19 protein-coding genes are annotated in these 20,578 nt (G+C 66.4%); 7 read left to right on the forward strand and 12 right to left on the reverse strand.

Going from position 1 to position 20,578, the window contains the following annotated elements; genetic code table 11:
* Window positions 1–315: 315 nt before the first annotated feature.
* The 4 genes from ACM9HJ_RS25400 to ACM9HJ_RS25415 form a co-directional block, all read right to left on the reverse strand.
* Window positions 316–936, reverse strand: a complete 621-nt coding sequence (locus ACM9HJ_RS25400; protein ID WP_416574585.1) for a helix-turn-helix domain-containing protein — start codon at window positions 934–936, stop codon at window positions 316–318.
* Between the two features lie 367 nt (window positions 937–1,303).
* Window positions 1,304–2,371, reverse strand: a complete 1,068-nt coding sequence (locus tag ACM9HJ_RS25405; protein ID WP_416574586.1) for a tartrate dehydrogenase — start codon at window positions 2,369–2,371, stop codon at window positions 1,304–1,306.
* Window positions 2,372–2,490: 119 nt separating this feature from the next.
* Complete coding sequence (locus ACM9HJ_RS25410; protein WP_416574587.1) at window positions 2,491–3,969, reverse strand: NAD-dependent succinate-semialdehyde dehydrogenase; 1,479 nt, start codon at window positions 3,967–3,969, stop codon at window positions 2,491–2,493.
* Window positions 3,970–3,977: 8 nt separating this feature from the next.
* Window positions 3,978–4,835, reverse strand: a complete 858-nt coding sequence (locus ACM9HJ_RS25415; RefSeq protein ID WP_416574588.1) for a GNAT family N-acetyltransferase — start codon at window positions 4,833–4,835, stop codon at window positions 3,978–3,980.
* 221 nt (window positions 4,836–5,056) lie between these two features.
* Between ACM9HJ_RS25415 and ACM9HJ_RS25420 the strand changes: the two genes are divergently transcribed.
* Window positions 5,057–6,532 (forward strand): aldehyde dehydrogenase family protein, encoded by a 1,476-nt coding sequence (locus ACM9HJ_RS25420; protein WP_416574589.1) that lies wholly within the window; start codon window positions 5,057–5,059, stop codon window positions 6,530–6,532.
* Between the two features lie 6 nt (window positions 6,533–6,538).
* On the opposite strand, the gene ACM9HJ_RS25425 is transcribed toward ACM9HJ_RS25420, so the two are convergent.
* Both ACM9HJ_RS25425 and ACM9HJ_RS25430 read right to left on the reverse strand, forming a co-directional pair.
* A complete protein-coding gene (locus tag ACM9HJ_RS25425) occupies window positions 6,539–6,880 on the reverse strand; it encodes a hypothetical protein (protein ID WP_416574590.1) in 342 nt (113 codons plus the stop codon).
* A 681-nt stretch (window positions 6,881–7,561) separates the two neighbouring features.
* Window positions 7,562–9,733 (reverse strand): malate synthase G, encoded by a 2,172-nt coding sequence (locus ACM9HJ_RS25430; RefSeq protein WP_416574591.1) that lies wholly within the window; start codon window positions 9,731–9,733, stop codon window positions 7,562–7,564.
* A gap of 215 nt (window positions 9,734–9,948) precedes the next feature.
* Here ACM9HJ_RS25430 and ACM9HJ_RS25435 point away from each other — a divergent pair, with 215 nt between their 5' ends.
* The 3 genes from ACM9HJ_RS25435 to ACM9HJ_RS25445 all read left to right on the forward strand — a co-directional run bounded on the left by ACM9HJ_RS25435 (window position 9,949) and on the right by ACM9HJ_RS25445 (window position 13,122).
* The gene (locus tag ACM9HJ_RS25435; RefSeq protein ID WP_416574592.1) at window positions 9,949–10,770 is read left to right on the forward strand and encodes an IclR family transcriptional regulator domain-containing protein; all 822 of its coding nucleotides are present in this window, start codon (window positions 9,949–9,951) and stop codon (window positions 10,768–10,770) included.
* 89 nt (window positions 10,771–10,859) lie between these two features.
* Window positions 10,860–11,252, forward strand: coding sequence for a response regulator (locus ACM9HJ_RS25440; RefSeq protein ID WP_416574593.1), 393 nt, complete (start codon window positions 10,860–10,862; stop codon window positions 11,250–11,252).
* Window positions 11,236–13,122 (forward strand): response regulator, encoded by a 1,887-nt coding sequence (locus ACM9HJ_RS25445; RefSeq protein WP_416574594.1) that lies wholly within the window; start codon window positions 11,236–11,238, stop codon window positions 13,120–13,122. Before ACM9HJ_RS25440 ends, ACM9HJ_RS25445 begins: the two co-directional genes overlap by 17 nt.
* Before the next feature lie 19 nt (window positions 13,123–13,141).
* Here the strand turns inward: ACM9HJ_RS25445 and ACM9HJ_RS25450 are convergent, their stop codons facing one another.
* Entirely contained in the window at window positions 13,142–13,600 is a 459-nt protein-coding gene (locus ACM9HJ_RS25450; RefSeq protein ID WP_416574595.1) for a MarR family winged helix-turn-helix transcriptional regulator, read from the reverse strand.
* Window positions 13,601–13,664: 64 nt separating this feature from the next.
* Window positions 13,665–14,126 carry a MarR family winged helix-turn-helix transcriptional regulator gene (locus ACM9HJ_RS25455; protein WP_416574596.1) on the reverse strand — a complete coding sequence of 154 codons (462 nt, stop codon included), beginning with the start codon at window positions 14,124–14,126 and terminating at the stop codon, window positions 13,665–13,667.
* A 158-nt stretch (window positions 14,127–14,284) separates the two neighbouring features.
* On the opposite strand from ACM9HJ_RS25455, the gene ACM9HJ_RS25460 reads away from it, so the two are divergent.
* Window positions 14,285–15,412: an HlyD family secretion protein gene (locus ACM9HJ_RS25460; RefSeq protein WP_416574597.1), complete on the forward strand. Its 1,128-nt coding sequence runs from the start codon at window positions 14,285–14,287 to the stop codon at window positions 15,410–15,412.
* Complete coding sequence (locus ACM9HJ_RS25465) at window positions 15,409–16,965, forward strand: MFS transporter (protein ID WP_416574598.1); 1,557 nt, start codon at window positions 15,409–15,411, stop codon at window positions 16,963–16,965. The genes ACM9HJ_RS25460 and ACM9HJ_RS25465 overlap by 4 nt, the downstream gene beginning before the upstream one ends.
* A 116-nt stretch (window positions 16,966–17,081) precedes the next feature.
* Here ACM9HJ_RS25465 and ACM9HJ_RS25470 read toward each other — a convergent pair whose 3' ends face one another.
* From ACM9HJ_RS25470 to ACM9HJ_RS25485, 4 genes are read right to left on the reverse strand one after another with little or no spacing between them, the layout of a single operon-like run.
* The gene (locus tag ACM9HJ_RS25470) at window positions 17,082–17,750 is read right to left on the reverse strand and encodes an aquaporin (RefSeq protein WP_416574599.1); all 669 of its coding nucleotides are present in this window, start codon (window positions 17,748–17,750) and stop codon (window positions 17,082–17,084) included.
* Window positions 17,747–18,253 carry an arsenate reductase ArsC gene (locus tag ACM9HJ_RS25475; RefSeq protein WP_416574600.1) on the reverse strand — a complete coding sequence of 169 codons (507 nt, stop codon included), beginning with the start codon at window positions 18,251–18,253 and terminating at the stop codon, window positions 17,747–17,749. The genes ACM9HJ_RS25470 and ACM9HJ_RS25475 overlap by 4 nt, the downstream gene beginning before the upstream one ends.
* A 32-nt stretch (window positions 18,254–18,285) precedes the next feature.
* Window positions 18,286–18,747, reverse strand: a complete 462-nt coding sequence (locus ACM9HJ_RS25480; RefSeq protein WP_416574601.1) for an ArsI/CadI family heavy metal resistance metalloenzyme — start codon at window positions 18,745–18,747, stop codon at window positions 18,286–18,288.
* The gene (locus ACM9HJ_RS25485; RefSeq protein ID WP_416574602.1) at window positions 18,716–19,096 is read right to left on the reverse strand and encodes an ArsR/SmtB family transcription factor; all 381 of its coding nucleotides are present in this window, start codon (window positions 19,094–19,096) and stop codon (window positions 18,716–18,718) included. Before ACM9HJ_RS25485 ends, ACM9HJ_RS25480 begins: the two co-directional genes overlap by 32 nt.
* A 201-nt stretch (window positions 19,097–19,297) precedes the next feature.
* Between ACM9HJ_RS25485 and ACM9HJ_RS25490 the strand changes: the two genes are divergently transcribed.
* Window positions 19,298–20,494 (forward strand): DUF1624 domain-containing protein, encoded by a 1,197-nt coding sequence (locus ACM9HJ_RS25490; protein ID WP_416574603.1) that lies wholly within the window; start codon window positions 19,298–19,300, stop codon window positions 20,492–20,494.
* The last annotated feature ends 84 nt before the right edge of the window (window positions 20,495–20,578 follow it).

Below are 20,578 nucleotides of genomic sequence, written 5' to 3' on the forward strand. Positions count from 1 at the left end.
CGTCACCCATGCTGCGGCCGGGGCCCAGGTCGTAGAGCGAAGCGCTTGTCACTTGGGGCCCGGCCGCAGCATGGGTGACGGTAGAATGGGTGGCGACGGAGGTGCCCCCAGGACCGCACCATGCCTCAATACCCATCATCCTCCCCCCGCTTGCGGCGGGTCTGTGAAACATTGCGCGACGTGATTTCGCCCCTGTCGCACAGGTCCATGGGCGGCTTGTCGCCCTAGGCCATCCAGCGGGAACGCACTGCCCAGCGGGCGGCGGTGAGGCCGGCAGCGCCATCGACGCCATCAGGCTGTTATGGAGTATCCAGGTCAGCACGCGCGGGGCGGCGCGGCGGTAGATCCGGTATGTGCCGCGTTCCAGCCGCCAGGAGGGGCCGGGTTCATAAGGTTCCGGCCGGACCGACGCCCGCACCTTGCATTTGACGGGCTTGCCCCGGGTTTGGGTGGCTTTTCCGCCTGTTGCAGCAGTTCCACGCGCAGGCCCAGCCGGTCGGCGGCCCACAGCGTGGCGCGCATGTTGCCGTCGGCCACGGCGCGGTAGAGCGTGTCGACCACCAGTTCGCGCATGGCCACGAAACGGCTGTCGGCCTCCCGCCGCATCAGGGCGCTTTCCTCCGCCACGCGGCGGCGCAGATTGTGCGACCGGCCCAAAGCCCGCCAGATGGTGGAGCGCGACAGCTTGTAATGTTCCGCGATCTTGATGATCGGCACGCCTGCCGCGAGGTGGAAGGCGATCTTGGCCCAGGTGGCCTCATCCAGCTTGCGGGAATTATATCCTGCCATCAGATGGTTGCAGGAGGTGAAGCGCACATACTCCGTGAACGGCTTCACGAACCGGTCGGAAGAACCGCGCCACCAAGCCTCCGACTGTTCCTTCGGCGTCAGGGTGGCGTGGTCCTGGTCGTAGGGATTTTGGGAGAGGGAAGACATCGGCGCGGCGCTCCGGACAGGGTAGGGAAATTAATCCCATCACGGATTTGGTGCGGAAGTCGAGGTTGACGGGGAATTTTGTCCTAGAAACTGGGGCTCTGTTGCTGTCACGTGCTTCCACCATCACCCCGGCCTTCGCCGGGGTGACGGTAGTGAGGATGGAATTGGTCTGCTCAAACGCTTAACTTAGCGCCCATGGGCGAAAGCCGGGGCCCAGGCGCAGAGCGGCGTCTGCCGCGATATGGACTCATATCCGCGCTGACCGCGCCTTGACACTGGGCCCCGGCTTTCGCCGGGGTGACGGTGGAGAGTGGCAAAAAACCTCACTGCACAGACTTTCACAGAGGCTGCAGCCCCCCTCACCCCCTCACCCCAACGCCGCCGCCACCGCCTTGCCGCAAGTGGTGGTGTCGGCCGTGCCCTTCAGGTCGCGGGTGCGCAGGCCCGGTTCGGCGAGCGTGCGCTCGATGGCGGTGACGATGGCGGATGCTGCCTCCACCTCTCCCAGATGTTCCAGCATCATGGCCGCCGACCAGATCTGGCCCACCGGGTTGGCGAGGCCCTGGCCGGCAATGTCGGGCGCGGAGCCATGGACGGGTTCGAACAGGGACGGGCCGGTGCGGTCGGGATTGATATTGCCCGACGGCGCGATGCCGATGGTGCCGGTGCAGGCGGGCCCCAGGTCAGACAGGATGTCGCCGAACAGGTTGGAGCCCACCACCACGTCGAACCGGTCGGGGTTCAGCACGAACTGCGCCGTCAGGATGTCGATATGGTACTTGTCCCAGCGCACGTCGGGGTAGTGCGCTGCCATCGCTTCGACCCGGCTGTCCCAGTAGGGCATGGTGATGGCGATGCCGTTGGACTTGGTGGCCGAGGTCAGGTGGCGGTTGGGGCGGCGGTTGGCCAGATCGAACGCGTATTTCAACACCCGGTCGACGCCATGGCGGGTCATCACCGTTTCCTGGATCACCACCTCCCGGTCGGTGCCGGGGAACATGGTGCCGCCGACCGACGAATATTCGCCCTCGGTATTCTCGCGCACGATCCAGAAATCGATGTCGCCCGGCTGGCGCCCGGCCAGGGGGCAGGGCACGCCCGGCATCAGGCGCACGGGGCGCAGGTTGACATACTGGTCATACTCGCGCCGGAACTGCAGAAGCGACTGCCACAGCGAGATATGGTCGGGCACCTTGGCGGGCCAGCCGACGGCGCCGAAGAAGATGGCGTCAGGTTTGCCGATCTGCGCCTTCCAGTCCTCCGGCATCATGCGGCCATGTTTCAGGTAATAGTCGCAATGGGCGAAATCATGCCATTGCTGCTCGATGGTAAAGCCGAACAGGCTGGCGGCCTTTTCCAGGACGCGGATGCCCTCGGGCATCACCTCGTTGCCGATGCCGTCGCCGGGGATCACGGCGATCTTGTAGCTTTTCATTTTACACCTTTCCTCAGTCGCCGGCGCCGCCATCCGGCGGCTTGGCTACGCGGCACGTGCCGCGCGGCGGCAGTCGCCGCCGAACCGATCGCGATGCGCATGGCGCATCACACCCGGTTTCAGCCTGCCTCGTGCAGTTTCAGGCCGCCGATGTGGAAGGCCTTGGTTTCCAGATATTCCTCGATACCGGTGGGCCCGCCCTCGCGGCCCAGGCCGGATTGCTTGATGCCGCCGAAGGGCGCCATCTCCATGGCGATCGACCCGGTGTTCAGCGCCACCATTCCGGCCTCCAGCCCTTCCGCCGCGCGGAAGGCGCGGTGCAGGTTCTCGGTGTAGAAGTACGCCGCCAGGCCGAAGGGCGTGTCGTTGGCGATGGACAGCGCCTCGCGCTCGTCCTTGAAGCGGAACAGGGGGGCGACGGGGCCGAACGTCTCCTCCGCTGCCACGCGCATGGACGGGGTCATGCCGGTCAGGATGGTGGGGGCGGCGAAGCGGCCGGCCAGGCCATTGTCATCGGCGCGGGCGAGGATTTTGGCCCCCTTGGACAGGGCGTCGTCGATATGGGACTGCACCTTGGCGACGGCGGCGTCGTTGATCAGGGGGCCGATGGTGGCACCGGCGACATCGCCGCGGCCCACGCGCAGGGCGGTGACGGCGGCGGCCAGCTTGTCGGCGAATTTCTCGTACACCCCGTCCTGGACCAGGATGCGGTTGGCGCAGACGCAGGTCTGGCCGGCATTGCGGAACTTGCTGGCCATGGTGGCGGCGACTGCCACATCCAGGTCGGCATCGTCGAACACGATCAGCGGTGCATTGCCGCCCAGTTCCAGCGACAGGCGCTTCACGCTGTCGGCACTCTGCGCCATCAGCAGCGATCCCACGCGGGTGGAGCCGGTGAAGGACAGTTTGCGCACCAGGGGCGATCGGGTGAGCGCCGCCCCGATGCCCGTGGGCGGGCCGGTGACGACGTTGAACACGCCGGCCGGGATGCCGGCGCGTTCGGCCAGCACGGCCAGGGCCAGGGCGCTGTAGGGCGTCAGATCCGACGGCTTGATCACCACGGGGCAGCCGGCGGCCAGGGCCGGGGCGCATTTGCGGGTGATCATGGCGGCGGGGAAGTTCCACGGCGTGATGATCGCCGAGACGCCCACCGGTTCCTTCCAGGTCAGGATGCGGCGGTCGGCCTCCGGTGCCGGCACGCCGCCACCGTAAACGCGTCTTCCTTCGGCCGCGAACCATTTCACGAAGCTGGCGGCGTAGCGGATCTCACCGGCGGCCTCGGCCAGGGGCTTGCCCTGTTCGGCCGTCATGATGCGGGCCAGATCGTCGGTATGCGCCAGGATCAGCGCGTGCCAGCGTTCCAGCAGGTCGGCACGGGCGCCGGCGGTAAGCGCCCGCCAGGCCGGCCAGGCGGCGTGGGCGGCCTTGATGGCGGCCTCGGTGTCCGCCGCGTCGCAGGCGGGCACGCTGCCCAGGATGGAACCGTCGGCGGGATTGTCCACCTCCAGCATGGCCATGCCGGCGGCCTGGCGCCATTCACCGGCGATGAAGGCGGACTGGCGGAACAGGCCGGGATCGGAAAGGGTCAGGGTCGTCATGGTTCGGTTCAGCCCAAGGCCTGGGTGACAAGGGAGAAGGTGTGGAATTCGGCATCGACGGGCACGGGCGTGCCGCGGATCATGCGGGTGACGCGGCCCACACGCTGCAGGCCCAGCTCGTCCAGCCAGGGGGACAGGCCGCTGGCCTCCGTCACATCCACGCGGCAGAACATGCCCGCGTTCGCGCCCAGCCAGTGGGAGATCAGGGCCTTGGCCCCGCCGATGTCCGGCGCCACGGTGGGGCCGACGACATAGCCGCGCCCGAATTTGCGGAACAGGGCGAAGCCCGCCACCTCATGATCGCGGGTCAGCATGACGCCCAGGGCACTCTTGTCCATGGTGTCGATCAGGCGGCGGCGGTCCATGCCGGTGGCGCGGGCATCCAGGTCGGTGATGATTTCCATATCGCGCAGGCCCATGGGCCGCACCCGCTCATCCGGCAATAATTCCGGCAGGGGCACGGAAAAGGCCGTGCCCTGGTGCTGGAACACCTCGCCCACCGCGACGAAGCCCAGCGACTGGTAGAGCGACAGCCCTTCTTCGGTGGCGTGCAGCATCATGGTGCGGTTGCCCAGGATGTCCATGACGGCCGCCATCAGCTTGCGCCCGATGCCCAGGCCCTGGGCGTCGGGCGAGACGATGACCATGCCCAGCGTGCCGGCCTTCTCCCCGAACAGCCAGCACATGGCGGTGCCGACCACCGCCCCGTCACGCTCCGCCACCACGCCCTGGCCGAATTCCAGGAAGAACTGCCAATCCTCCAGACGGTGCGGCCAGTTCAGTTCGCGCGACAGGGCGTGGGCTGCCTCCAGATCGGCTTCGCTCATCGCGCGCAGCGTCACAGCGGGCCGGGTGGCCTTTTCCATGTGGTTTCCCTTCCAGGCTTGGGTTTGCGGCGGCATGAACTGCCGTGGGGGCAAACCCAGGTATCATGCGGCGATGATAGACCCGGTGGCATGGCATTCGCTGCCGGGATGCGGGTTAATTCGGAAGATTGTGGCGTGTCGGTTCGGGCTGATCCCGACCAAATGCCGTGCCGGCGGGCCTATTCATGACACCAATGGAATGCCAGCCGGAGTGTCATCCCTTGAGCGCCTTTGATCCCGACAGCCTGATCCTGCCCGCCGGTTCCAACTTCATCGCCGGGCGCCGCGTCGCCGGTGTGGGGGCGGAAATCGCCGTCCGCCGCCCGTCGGATGGACGCGAATATGCCACGCTGGACAGCGCAGGCCACGCCCAGGTGGATGAGGCGGTGCGGGATGCGCAGCGCGCCTATAAAGGCAGCGGCTGGGCCAAAGCCGATCCGCGCCAGCGCATGCGGGTGCTGCGCCGCTGGGCCGATCTGCTGGATGCGCATATGGAGGAGCTGGCGGTGCTGGAGGCGGTGGGGTCGACACGCACCATTGCGGAGTGCAAGGCTTGGGACATTTCCTATGCCGCCGAATGCATCCGTTTCTATGCCGAATTCGCCGACAAGGTGGGGGGCGAGGTGGCGGCCACCACGCCGGACAAGCTGGGTCTGACCATCACCGAGCCCTATGGCGTGGTGGCGGCCGTGGCGCCCTGGAACCTGCCCATCGTCATGGCGGTGTGGAAGATCGCCCCCGCCGTGGCGGCGGGCAATTCCATCGTGCTGAAACCGTCGGAAATGACGCCCTTTTCCATCGTGCGCGTGGCGGAGCTGGCGATCGAGGCGGGGCTGCCGCCCGGCATCTTCAACATCGTGCAGGGCGATGGGCGGTCGGTGGGCGACACGCTGTGCCGCCATCCGCTGGTCGCCAAGGTCACCTTCACCGGTTCCACCCGCACCGGGGCCGCCATCATGACGGCGTGTGCGGAAACGGGACCGAAGCCGGTGACCCTGGAACTGGGTGGCAAGAGTCCGCAGCTGGTCTTCGCCGACTGCCCCGACCTGGACAAGACCGCCGCGATCGTCGCCCGCGCCATCACCTTGAATGCCGGGCAGGTCTGTGTGGCCGGTTCCCGTCTGATCGTGCAGGACAGCGTCGCTGACCGGGTGGTGGATTTGATCACCAAACGGTTCCAGGCCCTGCATGCGGCCCCCACCTGGGACGCCCGTTCCAGCCTGTCGCCCATCATCTCCCATCCGCAGCTCGACCGCATCGCCGGCATCGTCGGCCGCACCGTTGCCGGCGGGGCGCAACTGGTGACGGGCGGGGGCAGGGCGGCGGGGCCGCAGGACGGGTCCTATTTCCAGCCCACCATCCTGGCGGGGCTGGACGGCAATGCCGAGGCGGTGCGGGAGGAGATTTTCGGGCCCGTCCTGACGGTGCAGACCTTCACCGATGAGGAACAGGCCTTCATGCTGGCCAATGACACCGAATACGGTCTGGCGGCCGGGGTGCATACGGGCGACGTCGCCCGTGCCTTGCGCGCTGTGCGCGGGCTGGAGGCGGGGACGGTCTGGGTCAACCGCTATGGCCGTTCCAACGACTTCATGCTGCCGACAGGTGGGTTCAAGCGGTCGGGCATCGGCAAGGATCTGGGGCGCGAGGCCTATATGGCGAATTTGAAGGTGAAGACGGCGTTGGTGGAGTTTTGAGGAGCGCTATCTCGGCGAAGGTTGATCCGAAAGGCAGGTCCAGACAAACCGCTCAGCCGGAATACCGAAGATTGATGCGATATCGTGGAGCAATTTCCGCGTGTCGGCCTGAGCTTCCATACAGATGACCAGGGTGGAACGATCCGGCATGCCGCGATATTGCTGAAAGGCGATGGGACCAAATGCCGTATCGACAATGATGGCCTTGAAATAATCGAGGTCATCATTTGCCGTTTCAACCGGCACATTCAGCCTCTGTGCCAGCTCATCGACATTCATGGAAATCCTGGCAAGGTCGAAGCAAAGCCCCTTGGGCCATTGGCTGATCGGAATTGCTTGGTGGCGCATGTGCTTCAACGGACAGGAAGTTGGATCGGCGGTACCGATTCCGATTCACTCGGCGAAATCTGTATCATAGATCGATCTTCCGCCCCTCGTTCCACGGCCGGGAAAGGTCGAGTTCCGCGCCCACCAGTGGCGACCGGCGCAACGCCGCCAGGATGGCGCCCGGCTTCAGTGACTGGTTAGCCAACGCCTCATCATTATCATGTGATGCAGTACCATGCTTGGCCAAGCAGGTTGGATCATCGTTCACGGACAAGTCTCCCTCGCCCTGATATCCGAAGATCATAGCCGGAAATCAGGGCGAGGGACAGGGCGAGCCGTCTTAGTGCGGTTTGTCGTTGATTGGAAACGCTGCCCTTTCCGTCATCCCGGTGACAAGCCCATAGGCGCTAACTTAGCCGATTGGAATAAGGTGCTTTCCCCGCGAAAGCGGGGACCCAGGGGCCACAAGAACCAACGCTTCAGTGCCTTTGGCTCCTGGACCCCCGCTTTCGCGGGGGAGGCAGGAAGGGTGCAACGGGTTAAGTTAGCGCGTATGGGCGAAAGCCGGGACCCAGGGGCCAAATGCCCGACCTTTCAGCAGCCTTGAGCAAGACAGCGTCGAGGTTCGATCCTGTGGCCCCCGGGGCCAGGCTTGTCACCGGGATGACGAAGGAAAGCGTTTCCAGTCAGCCTGTACCGGTCCTAGCCCCGCGCCTTCAACGCCCGGCGATGCTTGTGCAGCAGCGGCTCGGTATAGCCACTGGGCTGCTCCACCCCCTTGAACACCAGATCGCATGCCGCCTGAAAGGCGATGGAGCCGTCGAAATCCGCCGCCATCGGCCGGTAGAGCGGATCGCCCGCGTTCTGTCCGTCCACCACGGCCGCCATGCGCTTCATCACCGCCAGCACCTGGGCTTCGGTACACACCCCATGCAGCAGCCAGTTGGCGATATGCTGGCTGGAGATGCGCAGGGTGGCGCGGTCTTCCATCAGGCCGACATTGTGGATGTCCGGCACCTTGGAACAGCCGATGCCCTGGTCGACCCAGCGCACGACATAACCGAGGATACCCTGGGCATTGTTCTCCAGCTCCTCGTTCACCTCCGCATCCGACCAGTTCACCCCGCGGGCCAGCGGGATGGTCAGGATGGCGCGCAGGCTGGCGCGCGGCCGGGTGGACAGTTCCGCCTGGCGGACCGCCACATCGATCTGATGATAGTGCAGGGCGTGCAGCGTGGCGGCGGTGGGTGAGGGGACCCAAGCAGTGGTGGCGCCGGCCATGGGATGGCCGATCTTGACCTTCAGCATCTCCGCCATCCGGTCGGGCATGGCCCACATGCCCTTGCCGATCTGGGCATGGGAGCGGAAGCCGGCGGCCAGACCGTTATCGACGTTCCAGTTCTCGTACGCCCCGATCCAGGCCGCCGCCTTCATGTCGGCCTTGCGGATCATGGGGCCGGCCTGCATGGAGGTGTGCATCTCGTCGCCGGTGCGGTCCAGGAAACCCGTGTTGATGAAGCAGACGCGGTCCTTGGCGGCGCGGATACATTCCTTCAGATTGACCGTGGTCCGCCGTTCCTCATCCATGATGCCGATCTTCAGGGTATGGCGGGCAAGGCCCAGCACATCCTCGATCCGGTCGAACAGATGGTTGGCGAAGGCCACCTCCTCAGGACCATGCATCTTGGGCTTCACGATATAGACGCTGCCGGCCCGGCTGTTGGACAGGCCGCCGGTGCGGCGCAGGTCGTGCAGGGCGATCAGGCTGGTGACGATGCCGTCCAGGATGCCTTCCGGCACCCAGGACCCATCCGCGAACGTCACGGCATCGATGGTCATCAGATGGCCGACATTGCGGATGAACAGCAGCGAGCGGCCATGCAGGCTGACGCTGCCGATGCCGTCGGCCGCCTTGTAGGTGCGGTCGGGGTTGAGCGCCCGGTCCAGGGTACGGCCGCCCTTTTCGAACGTCGCGGTCAGGTCGCCCTTCATCAGGCCCAGCCAGTTGCGATAGACGGTGACCTTGTCGGCGGCATCGACGGCGGCGATGCTGTCCTCGCAATCCATGATGGCGGTCAGGGCCGATTCCAGCACGATATCGGCGACACCGGCCGTATCGGTCTTGCCGATCGGGTGGGTATGGTCGATGACGATGTCCAGATGCAGGCCGTGATGGGTCAGCAGGATATTGGTGGGGGCAGCGGCATCGCCATTATAGCCCCTGAATTTGCCGGCATCGGCCAGACCGGTCACGGTGCCATCAGTCAGGGTCACGGTCAGGGTGCCGTTGGCGACGCTGTAGCCGGTGGCGTCCTTGTGGCTGCCCTTGGCCAGGGGGGCGGCCTGGTCCAGCACGTCGCGCCCTTTGGCGATGACGGCAGCACCACGCACCGGGTCGTAGCCTTTGGCACCCGCCGTGCCGACATCGCCCAACGCGTCGGTACCGTAGAGCGCGTCATAGAGGCTGCCCCAGCGGGCATTGGCGGCGTTCAGCGCGAAGCGGGTGTTCATCACCGGCACGACCAGCTGCGGCCCCGCCACCTGCGACACTTCCGGATCGGTATTCTGCGTGGTGATGGCGAAATCCTCGCCTTCCGGCACCAGATAACCGATATCGCGCAGGAACGCCTCATAGGCGTCGGCATCGATATCCTGACCGCGCCGGGCGATGTGCCAGCCATCGATCTTGGCCTGCAGCGCCTCGCGCCGGTCCAGCAGGCGCCTGTTCACCGGGGCGAGGTCGCGGAACAGGGAAGCGAAGCCCGACCAGAAGGCGGCCGGTTCCACGCCGGTGCCGGGCAGGGCCTCGCCCTCGATGAAGCGGTGCAGCTCGGCATCGATCCTCAGGCCGTGGATATCGATCGTGGCGGACATGGGCGTTCCCTCAAAAGGCGGCTGGTGTTCGTTGCCTTAACGCCTATCAGTCCTCCCGGAGCCGCGCAACAGTTCGTGGAAGTCTTTCCACGATGCGGAAAAGCATGTTAAGCGTAGATCAGGTCGAGCCGAAGGCGAGCCCTGACAGAAACGGATTACAAGCTATACCGTCAGGGCTCGCCTTCGGCTCGACCTGACCTACGGCCGGAGCGCAAATGCCGAAGACCGACACCGAGCGCAGCGGCAATGTCCAGGTGCTGGGCCGGGCCATCGCCATCCTGAACCACCTGTCCCAGGCCGATGGCGGTGCCAGCCTGACGGAGGTGGGCAATGCCGTGGGACTGGCTGCCTCCACCACCCATCGCCTGCTGACTTCTTTGGAGTCCGAACGATATGTGCGATTCGATGCCGAGACCAAACTTTGGTCGGTGGGGGTTCAGGCCTTCATCATGGGCAGTGGGTTTCTGCGCACCCGCGATCTGGTGCGGCTGGCCCGCCCGCATATGCGCGCGCTGATGGAGGCGAGCGGGGAGACGGTGAACCTGGCCATCGAGGACCAGGGGGCGGCCGTCTATCTGTCGCAGGTCGAATGCCGGGAGATGATGCGCACCTTCGCCCGGTTGGGCGCGCGGGTGCCCATGCATTGTTCGGGCGTGGGCAAGGCGCTGCTGTCGGCGCTGGGAGAGGGCCTGCTGGCCCGGCATGTGGAGCGCCACGGGCTGATGCGGGTGACCGCGCGCACGCTGATCACCCTGCCGGACCTGCTGGCCGACCTGTCCGCCGGGCGCGTGCGCGGCTATGCGATCGATGACGAGGAACATGCCGTGGGCCTGCGCTGCGTGGCGGCCCCCATCTTCAACGAGCATGGCGATCCGGTGGGGGCTGTGTCATTGTCCGGCCCCATGGCGCGCATCACCGATGCGCGGATCGCGACCCTTGGTGGGCTGGTGGGACGGGCGGCGGGGCGGATCATGGCGGAGATCGGCGGAAACCCTCAACCTGAAGGGATTGCCGCACCGGTCTATACCCAACCTTAGGCCGTTCGAAATAAGGCTGAACGCTTAGCGCCATTTGCCCGTCTCAGGCGTTAAGCTATGGATGTTGTATCGCTGGCCGCAGGTTCGTAATGGGGATTCAAAAACGCATACTGGTCGTCGAGGATGAATTCCTGATCGCCATCCATGTCGCCGACATCATGGGTGATCTGGGTTTCAACGTCATCGGACCCGTGGGCGACATCCAGCAGGCCCTGCCGCTCGCGGCACAGGAAAGCCTGGATGGTGCGATCCTGGACGTGAACCTGTCGGGCCAGCTGGTCTTTCCCGTGGCGGCCACCCTGGCGTCACGGGGCGTGCCCTTCATCCTGACCAGCGGCTATGACGCCTCCGGCCTGCCCGTCGAGTGGCACGACCGGCCGATCCTGCGCAAGCCGGTGGTGGAACGTGACCTGGCCCGTCTGGCCCTGTCCGTGTTCGAGATGCGGGAGAACGCGCAGGTTGCCGGTGTCGGTCAGGGTTGAGGCGCCGGCGCGGCGCATCCTTCTCATCGAGGACAGTCCCACCCAGGCGCTGAGATTCCGCCTGCTGCTGGAGGACGAGGGCTATGTCGTCGAACAGGTGGACAGTGCCGAGGCGGCGCTGCCGCTGCTGAACCGCACGCTGCCCCATCTGCTGATCGTTGACCATCATCTCCCCGGCATGCAGGGGGGCGACCTGTGCCGCCTGATCCGCCTGCACCTGGCCACGCTATCCATGCCCATCCTGATGCTGACGGCGGACGAGACGCCGGCCCGCCAGCGTGAGGGGCTGGACAGCGGTGCGGATGATTTCCTGCCCAAATCCACGGATTCGGCCGTGCTGCTGCTGCGCGTGGGGCAGTTGCTGCGCCATGCGCGGCGCGACGATGACATGGAGGTGCTGCCGCAGATCCAGTTCCGCCAGCCGCGCGCCCTGGTCGTCGGGTTCGATGCCGCCTTCCTGCATCCGCTGCGTGCCATGCTGGTGGAGGAAGGGTGCCTGTTGACGGAGGTGGCGCGGGCCACCGACGCCCTGTCGCGGCTGGCCCAGGAGCCGCAGGATGTGATGCTGGTCTGCGACCGGCTACCCGATGTCGGCGGACAGGAACTGTGCCGGCAGAGCCGGGCCAGCATGGGCACGGCCACCGCCGTGATCCTGGGCCTGGGCGGCACCCATGACCAGGAGACGCTGCACCGGCTGCTGGCCAGCGGCATCGACGATCTGTTCGATCCCGCGGCCCCCCTGTCGCCCTTGCGTGCCCGGCTGCGCGCCATTCTGCGCCGCCGCTTCCTGGAGGAACAGAACCGCCGCCTGCTGGCCGATTTCCGCGAAAGGGAGGGGCGCGCGCTCAGGCTGGAAGCCGAACGCAATGCGGCGCGCACCCGCGCCATGCTGGCCGACCAGCTGGCCGCCGTGAACCGGCGGCTGGCCGACCAGGCGCTGATCACCGCCACCATCACCCGCAACGTGCCGGCCGCCCTGATCCTGACCGACCGGTCGGGCATGGCGACATATCTGAACCCGCCCGCCCTGTCGCTGCTGGGCGGGGAGTTGGAGGGCGGGTCGGTGTTCGAGCGGCTGGGGGTGGAGATACAGGCCGCCGACGGCAGGCCCCTGCCCGCCGTGGCCGAACAGGCCGCCACCCTGACCCGGCCCGACGGACGCGACGTGCCCGTGCATTATTCCATCATCCCCCTGGACGGGGACGAGGGGCCGTCGGGTGCCGTGGTGCAGATCGTGGATGTGACCGAGCGCCGTCAGGCGGAGGAGCGCCAGGAACTGCTGATGGCGGAACTGTCGCACCGGGTGAAGAACACGCTGGCCACCGTGCTTTCCATCGGCCAGCAGACGCGGCGCCGGCATGAGGATACGGCCAGCTTCTGGCATTCCTTCGAAGGAAGGCTGCGGGCGCTTTCGGCCACGCACAACCTGCTGGCCGACCATTACTGGGAATGGGTTCAGCTGTCGGAGGTGGTCAGCCACGAGGTCACCCCCTATGCCCAGGAACCCCAGGATGTCTGCATCAAGGGGCCTTCCATCGAACTCCGGCCCAAGGCGGCGCTGGCCCTGGCCCTGGTCTTCCACGAACTGGCCACCAATGCCGCCAAATATGGCGCCTTCTCCCAGCCGGGCGGGCATCTGGACGTGCGCTGGCACCTGGACGAGGGGGCCCGCATCCGTGTGAGCTGGAAGGAAACCGGCGGCCCCGCCACCCGTATGCCCGAGGCGCGCGGTTTCGGTACCACGCTGATCCAGCGCTCGCTGGCATACGAGATCCAGGGCGCCACCGCCTTGCATTTCGAGCCGGACGGCGTGCGCTGCACGATGGACTTCCCGCTGAGTGAGGGTATCCGACGTCGGATCGGGGGGTGAGGGGTGTGAGGGGATAGGGTTAATCCACCGGCACATCCTTCAACCCGTGCTCCGCCACGATGCGGCGCAGGGCGCCTTCCATCACCGACCGTTCCGTCGCCGTCAGGCCGGCAAAGAATTCCGCGTCGTTGGCATCGGCCAGGCGAGCCAGATCCGGCAGCAGGGTAGCACCATCATCGGTCAGCGACAATTTGTGCGCCCGGCCGTCCAGCGGGTCGTCGGCGCGCCGGACCAGACCCTTAGCGATCAGCCGGTCGGCCAGCTTGCTGATGGCGCCGCGCGTCATGCCCATGCGGTCGGCCAGCCGGGAAGGGGGCAGGGGGGCGGCACCGTACAGTTCGCGCAAGACCACCCATTCCGCCACGGTGACGCCCCGCCCCTCCAGCTTGCGCGCGAAGCCGTGCGAGACGTGGTTGGACACCAGGCGCAGCCAGAAACCCAGATGATCGGTCAGGCGTGACACCGCTTCGTCGGTCATGTTCCCATCGCCCAAATTGGTGACAAGGAAACTATCCCGCGCGGCGATGGGAGCGCCAGATGTTTCATCCCGCCCGCATCGGCACCCGGCTGGCCTGGTTGTTGCCTTCCACCAGCCGGCGCAAAAGGTCCAGGAACAGGCGTTGTTCATCGGCGGGCAGGGGGGACAGCAGTTTTTCCGTCACCTTGTCGACGCGCCCGCCGGTACGGTCGAGCAGGGCCAGACCGTCCGGCGTGGGGTAGAGCAGGCGGGCACGGCGATTGTCGGGGTCGACCTCCCGCCGGATCAGGCCGCGGGTTTCCAGCCGGTCGACGACGCCGGTGATGGTGGCGCGGTCCAGCGCCGTGCGGCAGGACAGGAAGGTCTGGTCGCGCCCCGGCTCCGCCGCGATGGTCATCAGCACGCCGTACTGCGGCGGCGTCAGGTCCAGGCCCGCCGTCTCTTCCAGGAACAGGGCCGTGGAAATCTGGCCCAGGCGCCGCACCAGGAAGCCGGGCAGTTCCTCCAACCGCGTCTGATTGTTCATCTTCTTATCCATTCTCTGCGCTGCCGCCATGCATGAAGCGCGCTTGGCGGCATCCTACACGCGGATCAATATTTAGTACACAAAATATCAGTATGCGAATTGAATGGCGCGACAGCGCCGTCGAACGAAAGGCGCGACAGCGCCGCGAGGTGTCTTCCATGTCCGTTGAACCGATGTCCGTCCCGTCCCCGCATCTGCCCGGCCCCGGTGCCCTGGGGGCGCGACTGCGTTCCGCCTTGCCGGGCAGTGTGGGGCGGCTGGCCCTGCCGCTGGTGGCGGTGGGTGCCGTCGTCACCCTGGTCCTGACCGCGTCGGCGCATTGGGATGGCTGGGTCGGCGGGGCGGATGTGCAGGTGACCGACAATGCCAGCATCCGCGCCGATATGACGCGTCTGGGCGTGCGGGTAGCCGGCACCGTGCGGTCGGTGGCCGTGGCCGATTATCAGCGGGTGAAGGCGGGCGATGTCCTGCTGGAACTGGACCCGGCCGAATTCCAGGTGGCGGTGGCGCAGGCCGAAGCCACCGTGGCCTCGGCCCAGGCGGCGCTGGACAATCTTTCCAACCAGATGGCGCTGCAGGGCGCCGGCATCGCCCAGGCCGATGCGCAGATCCAGGCAGCAAAGGCAGGGGAACGGCGCACGGCGCTGGAGGCCGACCGGCAGCAGGAACTGCTGCGCCGCGGTCTGGCCGGCACCCCGCAGAAGGCGGAACAGGCCCAGGCCGACCGGCAGAAATCCGCCGCCGACGCCAGGGCCGCCACGGCCCAGGCCCAGGCGCAGCGCCGGCAGCTGGATGTGCTGAAGGGCCAGGAACGCCAGCGCACCGCCGACCTGCGCGCGGCCGAAGCCGCACTGGAGGCGGCGAGGCTGCGCCTGTCCTATACGCGCGTCACCGCGCCGTTCGACGGGGTGGTGGGGGAGGTGCAGGCCCATGCGGGCGATTATGTCGCCACGGGCGCCAGCCTGGTCAGCCTGGTGCCGCTGCCGCTGGTCCATGTCACCGCCAATTACAAGGAAACCCAGCTGACCCGGGTGGCACCGGGCCAGGTCGTGGAGATCAGCGTCGACATGTTCCCCGGCCAGGTGCTGCGCGGCCATGTCGCCCGCCTGTCGCCGGCCAGCGGTGCCACCTTCGCCCTGCTGCCGCCCGACAATGCCACGGGTAACTTCACCAAGGTGGTGCAGCGCATCCCCGTGCGCATCGACCTGGACCCCGGCCAGCCCCTGGTCGAACGGCTGCGCCCCGGCATGTCGGTGGAAACCCGCATCCATGTGGGCCAATCATGAACGCGCCCGCCATCGTCAGCGCCGGCCCGATTTCGGTCGGGCGACGGTCGCACCACCCGCTGCTGGCCGTCCTGGCCGTGCTGCTGGGCGCCTATATGACCAACTTCAATGTCAGGCTGTTCGCCGTGGGCCTGTCGGACCTGCGCGGCGCCTTCGGGCTGGGGGTGGATGAAGGTGCGTGGCTGTCCACGGCAGCCCAGGCGCCGCAGATCCTGATCGCACCGGCCGTCGCCTGGCTGGTCACGGTGTTCGGCGTGCGCCGGGTGCTGGTGGGGCCGGCGCTGGGTTACGCGGCACTGTGCCTGATGATCCCGGTCATGCCGCCCCATTGGCTGCTGCCGGCCCATATGCTGCACGGGCTGCTGCTGGGCCTGTTCGTGCCGGCCACCCTGACCGTGGTGCTGCGCAATCTGCCGATGAAATGGTGGGTAGCCGGCATTGCCGTCTATGTGTTCCGCCAGGGTTTCGCGCTGAATTCCGGCGTGGAGCTGGTGGGGCTCTATACCGGACAGATGGGTTGGCAATGGCTTTACTGGCAGGATGTGCTGTTGGCCCCGCTGATGGCCTTGTGCGCCTGGATGGGGGCGCCGTCGCAGCCGGCGGACAAGGCACTTCTGGAAGATGCCGACTGGGGCGGCATGCTGCTGTTCGGCGTGTCGCTGTGCCTGATCTATGTCGGCCTGGACCAGGGCAACCGGTTGGACTGGTTGGCATCCGGCCTGGTGGTCAGCCTACTGGCCGGCGGTGTCCTGCTGCTGGCACTGTTCTTCGTGAACGAGGCGGTGGTGCCGCAGCCCTGGGCCAGTGCCAAGGTGGTGCTGTCGCGCAATATCGGCCTGCTGCTGCTGGCCTCGCTGTTCTACACCTTCACATCCGTTTCCAATTCCACCCTGATCCCCAATTTCCTGGCCAATGTCGCGCATCTGCGGCCCGAACAGTCGGGATCGCTGCTGCTGGCCTGGGGGGCATTGCCGCTGTTCATCTTCATGCCCTTGGCCGTGTGGCTGCTGGGGCGGGTGGATGGGCGCTATATGATCATCGCCGGGCTGTCGGCCTTCGCCTTGTCGGCCCTGCTGGGCACGCGCCTGACCAACGAATGGCGGGCAGGGGACTTCGCGCCGATCGTCCTGCTTCAGGCTTTTGGCCATTGCTTCACCTTCCTGCCCATCGTCATCCTGGCCTTGGCCAACAGCAATCCCGCCCGCGCCACGGCGGTGTCGGCCTATATCCAGGTGCTGCGCGTCGATGGCGTGGTGCTGGCCACGGCCCTGACCAGCACCTTCCTGCGCGTGTCCGAACAGGTCCATTCCAACCTGACCGGCCAGCATCTGCGCCTGGACGATCCGGCGGTACAATCCACCCTGGCCGCCTTGTCACACCGCCTGGGCGATGGGGCACGGGCCGTCGCCACCCTGTCGGCCAATGTGCAGCGTGAAGCCACGGTGCTGTCCTATATCGACGGTTTCTGGCTGTGCTTCGCCATGGCGCTGGTGGCGCTGCTGCTGGTCGCCGGCGTGGCCAAGGCTCCCAAGGGACCGCTGACGCCGGGGTGAGGTTTGGGGTTCGTCCAATTTCCCGTAAAAGCCATTCTCTTCTTTTTCGTCATCCTGGCTTGTCACCGGGATGACGTAGGCCTACATAAAAAAATTGATAATCTATCTTATGGAAATTAAATCCAGCGGCGGCAAACACGATCCAGGATGACGGAAGCCAGGGCCCCCGCGCCTTGCGCCATCATGAAAGCCGGCACATCAACCGGCCGGATGCCGGCGAAACTGTCGGTCAGGCTGCGGGCCAGGGTGACGGCCGGATTGGCGAAGCTGGTGCTGGCCGTGTACCAGTAGCCGGCGACCACGGTCAGCGCCACGCCATAGGGCAAGGATGACGGGTTGCCGCCGCGCAGGCCGCGCAGGATCACGGTCAGCAGCATGAAGCCGGCCACCGCTTCCGACAGCCATTGCCCGCCGCCGCTGCGCGCCTTTTGCGATATCTGCACAAGGCCGAGGTCGAACATGGCGTGGGCCAGGATCACGCCCAGCACCGCGCCGACCATCTGCACGGCGATATAGGGTGCCACCCGCGACCGGGGGAAAAGACCGGTCGCGGCCAGACCCAGGCTGACGATGGGATTGAAATGCGCGCCGGACAGCGGGCCGAAACTCTGGATCAGCGCCACCAGGGCGGCCCCCGTGGCGACGGCATTGGCCAGCAGGGCGACGGCCATGTTGCCGCCCGCCAGCCGTTCGGCCATCACCCCGGAGCCGACGACAGCGGCCAGCAGCAGGGCGGTGCCCAGCCCTTCGGCCAGCAATGCCACGCCCAGACGGGGTGCCGTCATGCCTGCCCTTCCCGGCCCATCAGGTCCAGCCGGCGCTTCAAGGCCATGCGGTCCAGTGCGGCCAGCGGCAGGCTGGTGAAGATGCCCAGCCGGCGTTCGATCATGCGGTAGATATCGGCGGTGAAGGCCGCCTTTTCCGCATCCGTGCCGGTGGCGCCGGACGGATCGGGAAAGCCCCAATGCGCCGTCATCGGCTGGCCCGGCCAGACCGGACAGACCTCTCCGGCCGCCTGGTCGCAGACGGTGATGATGAAATCCAGGTGCGGGGCGCCGGGCCGGGCGAATTCCGCCCAATCCTTGGACCGCGCCCCCGACAGGTCATGGCCCAGCCGCACCAGCAGGTCATGCACGAAGGGATTGATGCGGCCCGACGGATGGCTGCCGGCGCTGAACGCCTGGAAACGGCCCTGGCCCATCCGGTTCAGGATGGCTTCCGCCATCACCGACCGGGCGCTGTTATGGGTGCACAGGAACAGCACGGTGTGAACAGGGGTGTCCACCATGGCAAAACTCCAGCAGACAGGAATTTGAAGGGTCAGGCGGCAGGGCCGCAGCATGCCGATGCGGCGGGGGCGGCAGCCAGTGCGGCGGTGGAGGCCAGGCGCGGATCGATGGCCACCGCACCCCCGCCATAGGTGGCGCTGCCGCCATAGGTGTGGAACACTTCCCAGGCGATGCCGGCCGGATCGGTGATCCAGGATTTCTCCGACTTCGCATAGCAGCAGGTGGTGTGGCCCTCTTCCAGCACCGGACGGTCGGCCTGTTTCAGGCGGCCATAGACCTCCGCCAGCTCATCGGCGCTGTCCACCTGGATGCCCAGATGTTCCACGCCCGTCTGCCCCCGGACGCTGATGGCGAAATTCACGCGCGGGTCGTCCAGCAGCCATTTGGCGTAGTTATCCTTGCGCACGCTGGGTTCCGCCGCGAACAGGGTGGAATAGAAACGGATGGACGCGGCGATATCGTCAACAGCCACATGCAGGTGCAGGCGCTTCATTTTGGCTCTCCGGTTGTTCGGTGACACAGGCCGCCGCGCCCGCCATGTCCCCGCACAGTTCGGGCCGGCCCTGGCAGCAATCCTCCATCAGGAAGGAAAGCAGGCGCCGCGTCCCGTCATAGTCGGTGGCATAGAAGATCTGCCGCTGCACCCGCCAGGAGCGTAGCAGCCCCGCCCGTTCCAGGCTGGCCAGATGATGCGACAGGGTGGAGGCGCCGACGCCCAGGCGTTCGGCGATCTCCCCCGCATTCAGTCCGACCGGCCCCACCCGAACCAGCAGCCGGAAAATATCCAGCCGCGTGGCCTGTGCCAGGGCACCCAGCGCGTCGATAGCTTGTGTCTGTTCCATATTTCGATAATCATCGAATTATTATCGCCGCGCAAGAGATATTTCGATGAATGTCGAAATAAAGTCGCTGCCGTCCGCTCCGCCCAATACGGCAGCATCCACCGCCCCACCGGCCAAATCCGCATATCCGCACCATGCGGCGGGTTACTCTGATCCCAGACGCCGTATAAAAGGCGCGGATCAGAGAACGGGAATACGGGCATGACCAGCATCACCGGTGCGGATACCGCACCCGCCATCGCCAGGATCGGGGCCGCTGCCAAGGCGCAGGCGCGGCTGGTGGCCATCGACGCGCTGCGCGGGCTGGTCATGGTGTTCATGCTGGTCGACCATGTGCGCGAGACCTGGTTCCTGCATATGCAGGTGTCGGACCCGGTGGATGCCGCCACGGTCGATCCGGCCCTGTTCTTCACCCGGCTTCTCTCCACCTTCTGCGCACCGACCTTCGTGGCGCTGACCGGCCTGTCGGCCTGGCTCTATGGCCAGTCGCACAGCAAGGCCGAAACCTCGATGTTCCTTCTGAAGCGCGGTCTGTTCCTGATCTTCCTGGAACTGAGTTTCGTCGGTTTCGCCTGGTCGGCACAGTTCCCGCCGCAGACCTTCTGGCTGCAGGTGATCTGGGCGATCGGCCTATCGATGATCGCGCTGGCCGGCCTGCTGCATCTGCCGCGCGTGGTCCAGATCGTCCTCGGGCTGGCCATCGTGCTGGGGCATAATCTGCTGGACCCGATCCGGCTGGCGCCCGGCGATGCGTTCTACGAGGTCTGGGCCGTGCTGCATCAGCGCGCGGTGATCGACCTGGGCGGCGGCCTGATCGCCAAGACGACATATCCCATCCTGCCCTGGATCGGGGTGATCCTGCTGGGCTATGCCACCGGGCCCTGGTTCGCGCGGGGCAGCGACGCCCTGGTCCGTCGCCGCCGGCTGATCCTGCTGGGTGCGGGCATGCTGGTCGGGTTCGTGGTGATCCGGACGCTGAATGTCTATGGCGACAAGCCGTGGGTGACGGGCGTCGATGGCCTGCATACCGTGATGGCCTTCCTGTCTCTGACCAAATATCCGCCGTCGCTGCTGTTCCTGCTGCCCACGGTCGGTGCCGGCGTCCTGCTGCTGGCCTTGTTCGAGAAGTACCAGGACAGCCGCCTGATGCCGTACCTGGCCATGTTCGGTGGCGCGCCCATGTTCTTCTACCTCCTGCACCTCTATGTGCTGAAGGCGCTGTATCTGGTGGCCGTGGCCATCTATGGCTTGAACAAGGGCCAGTTCTTCGGCGTCGACAATGTCTCCACCGTCTGGATCTGGGTCGCCATCCTGCTGGTGCCGCTGTACCTGCCCACCCGCTGGTTCGCGGGCCTCAAGCAGCGCCGCCGCGACATCTGGTGGCTGAAGTACCTCTGAATATTTCAGCATGGGCGCCCAAAAACTCCCCGGCATTTTAAAGCGCGCCCTGGCCCCACAACAAAACAACACACCGTGGCAACC

The sequence above is a fragment of the Niveispirillum sp. KHB5.9 genome (assembly GCF_048066115.1).
Classification (GTDB): Bacteria; Pseudomonadota; Alphaproteobacteria; order Azospirillales; family Azospirillaceae; genus Niveispirillum.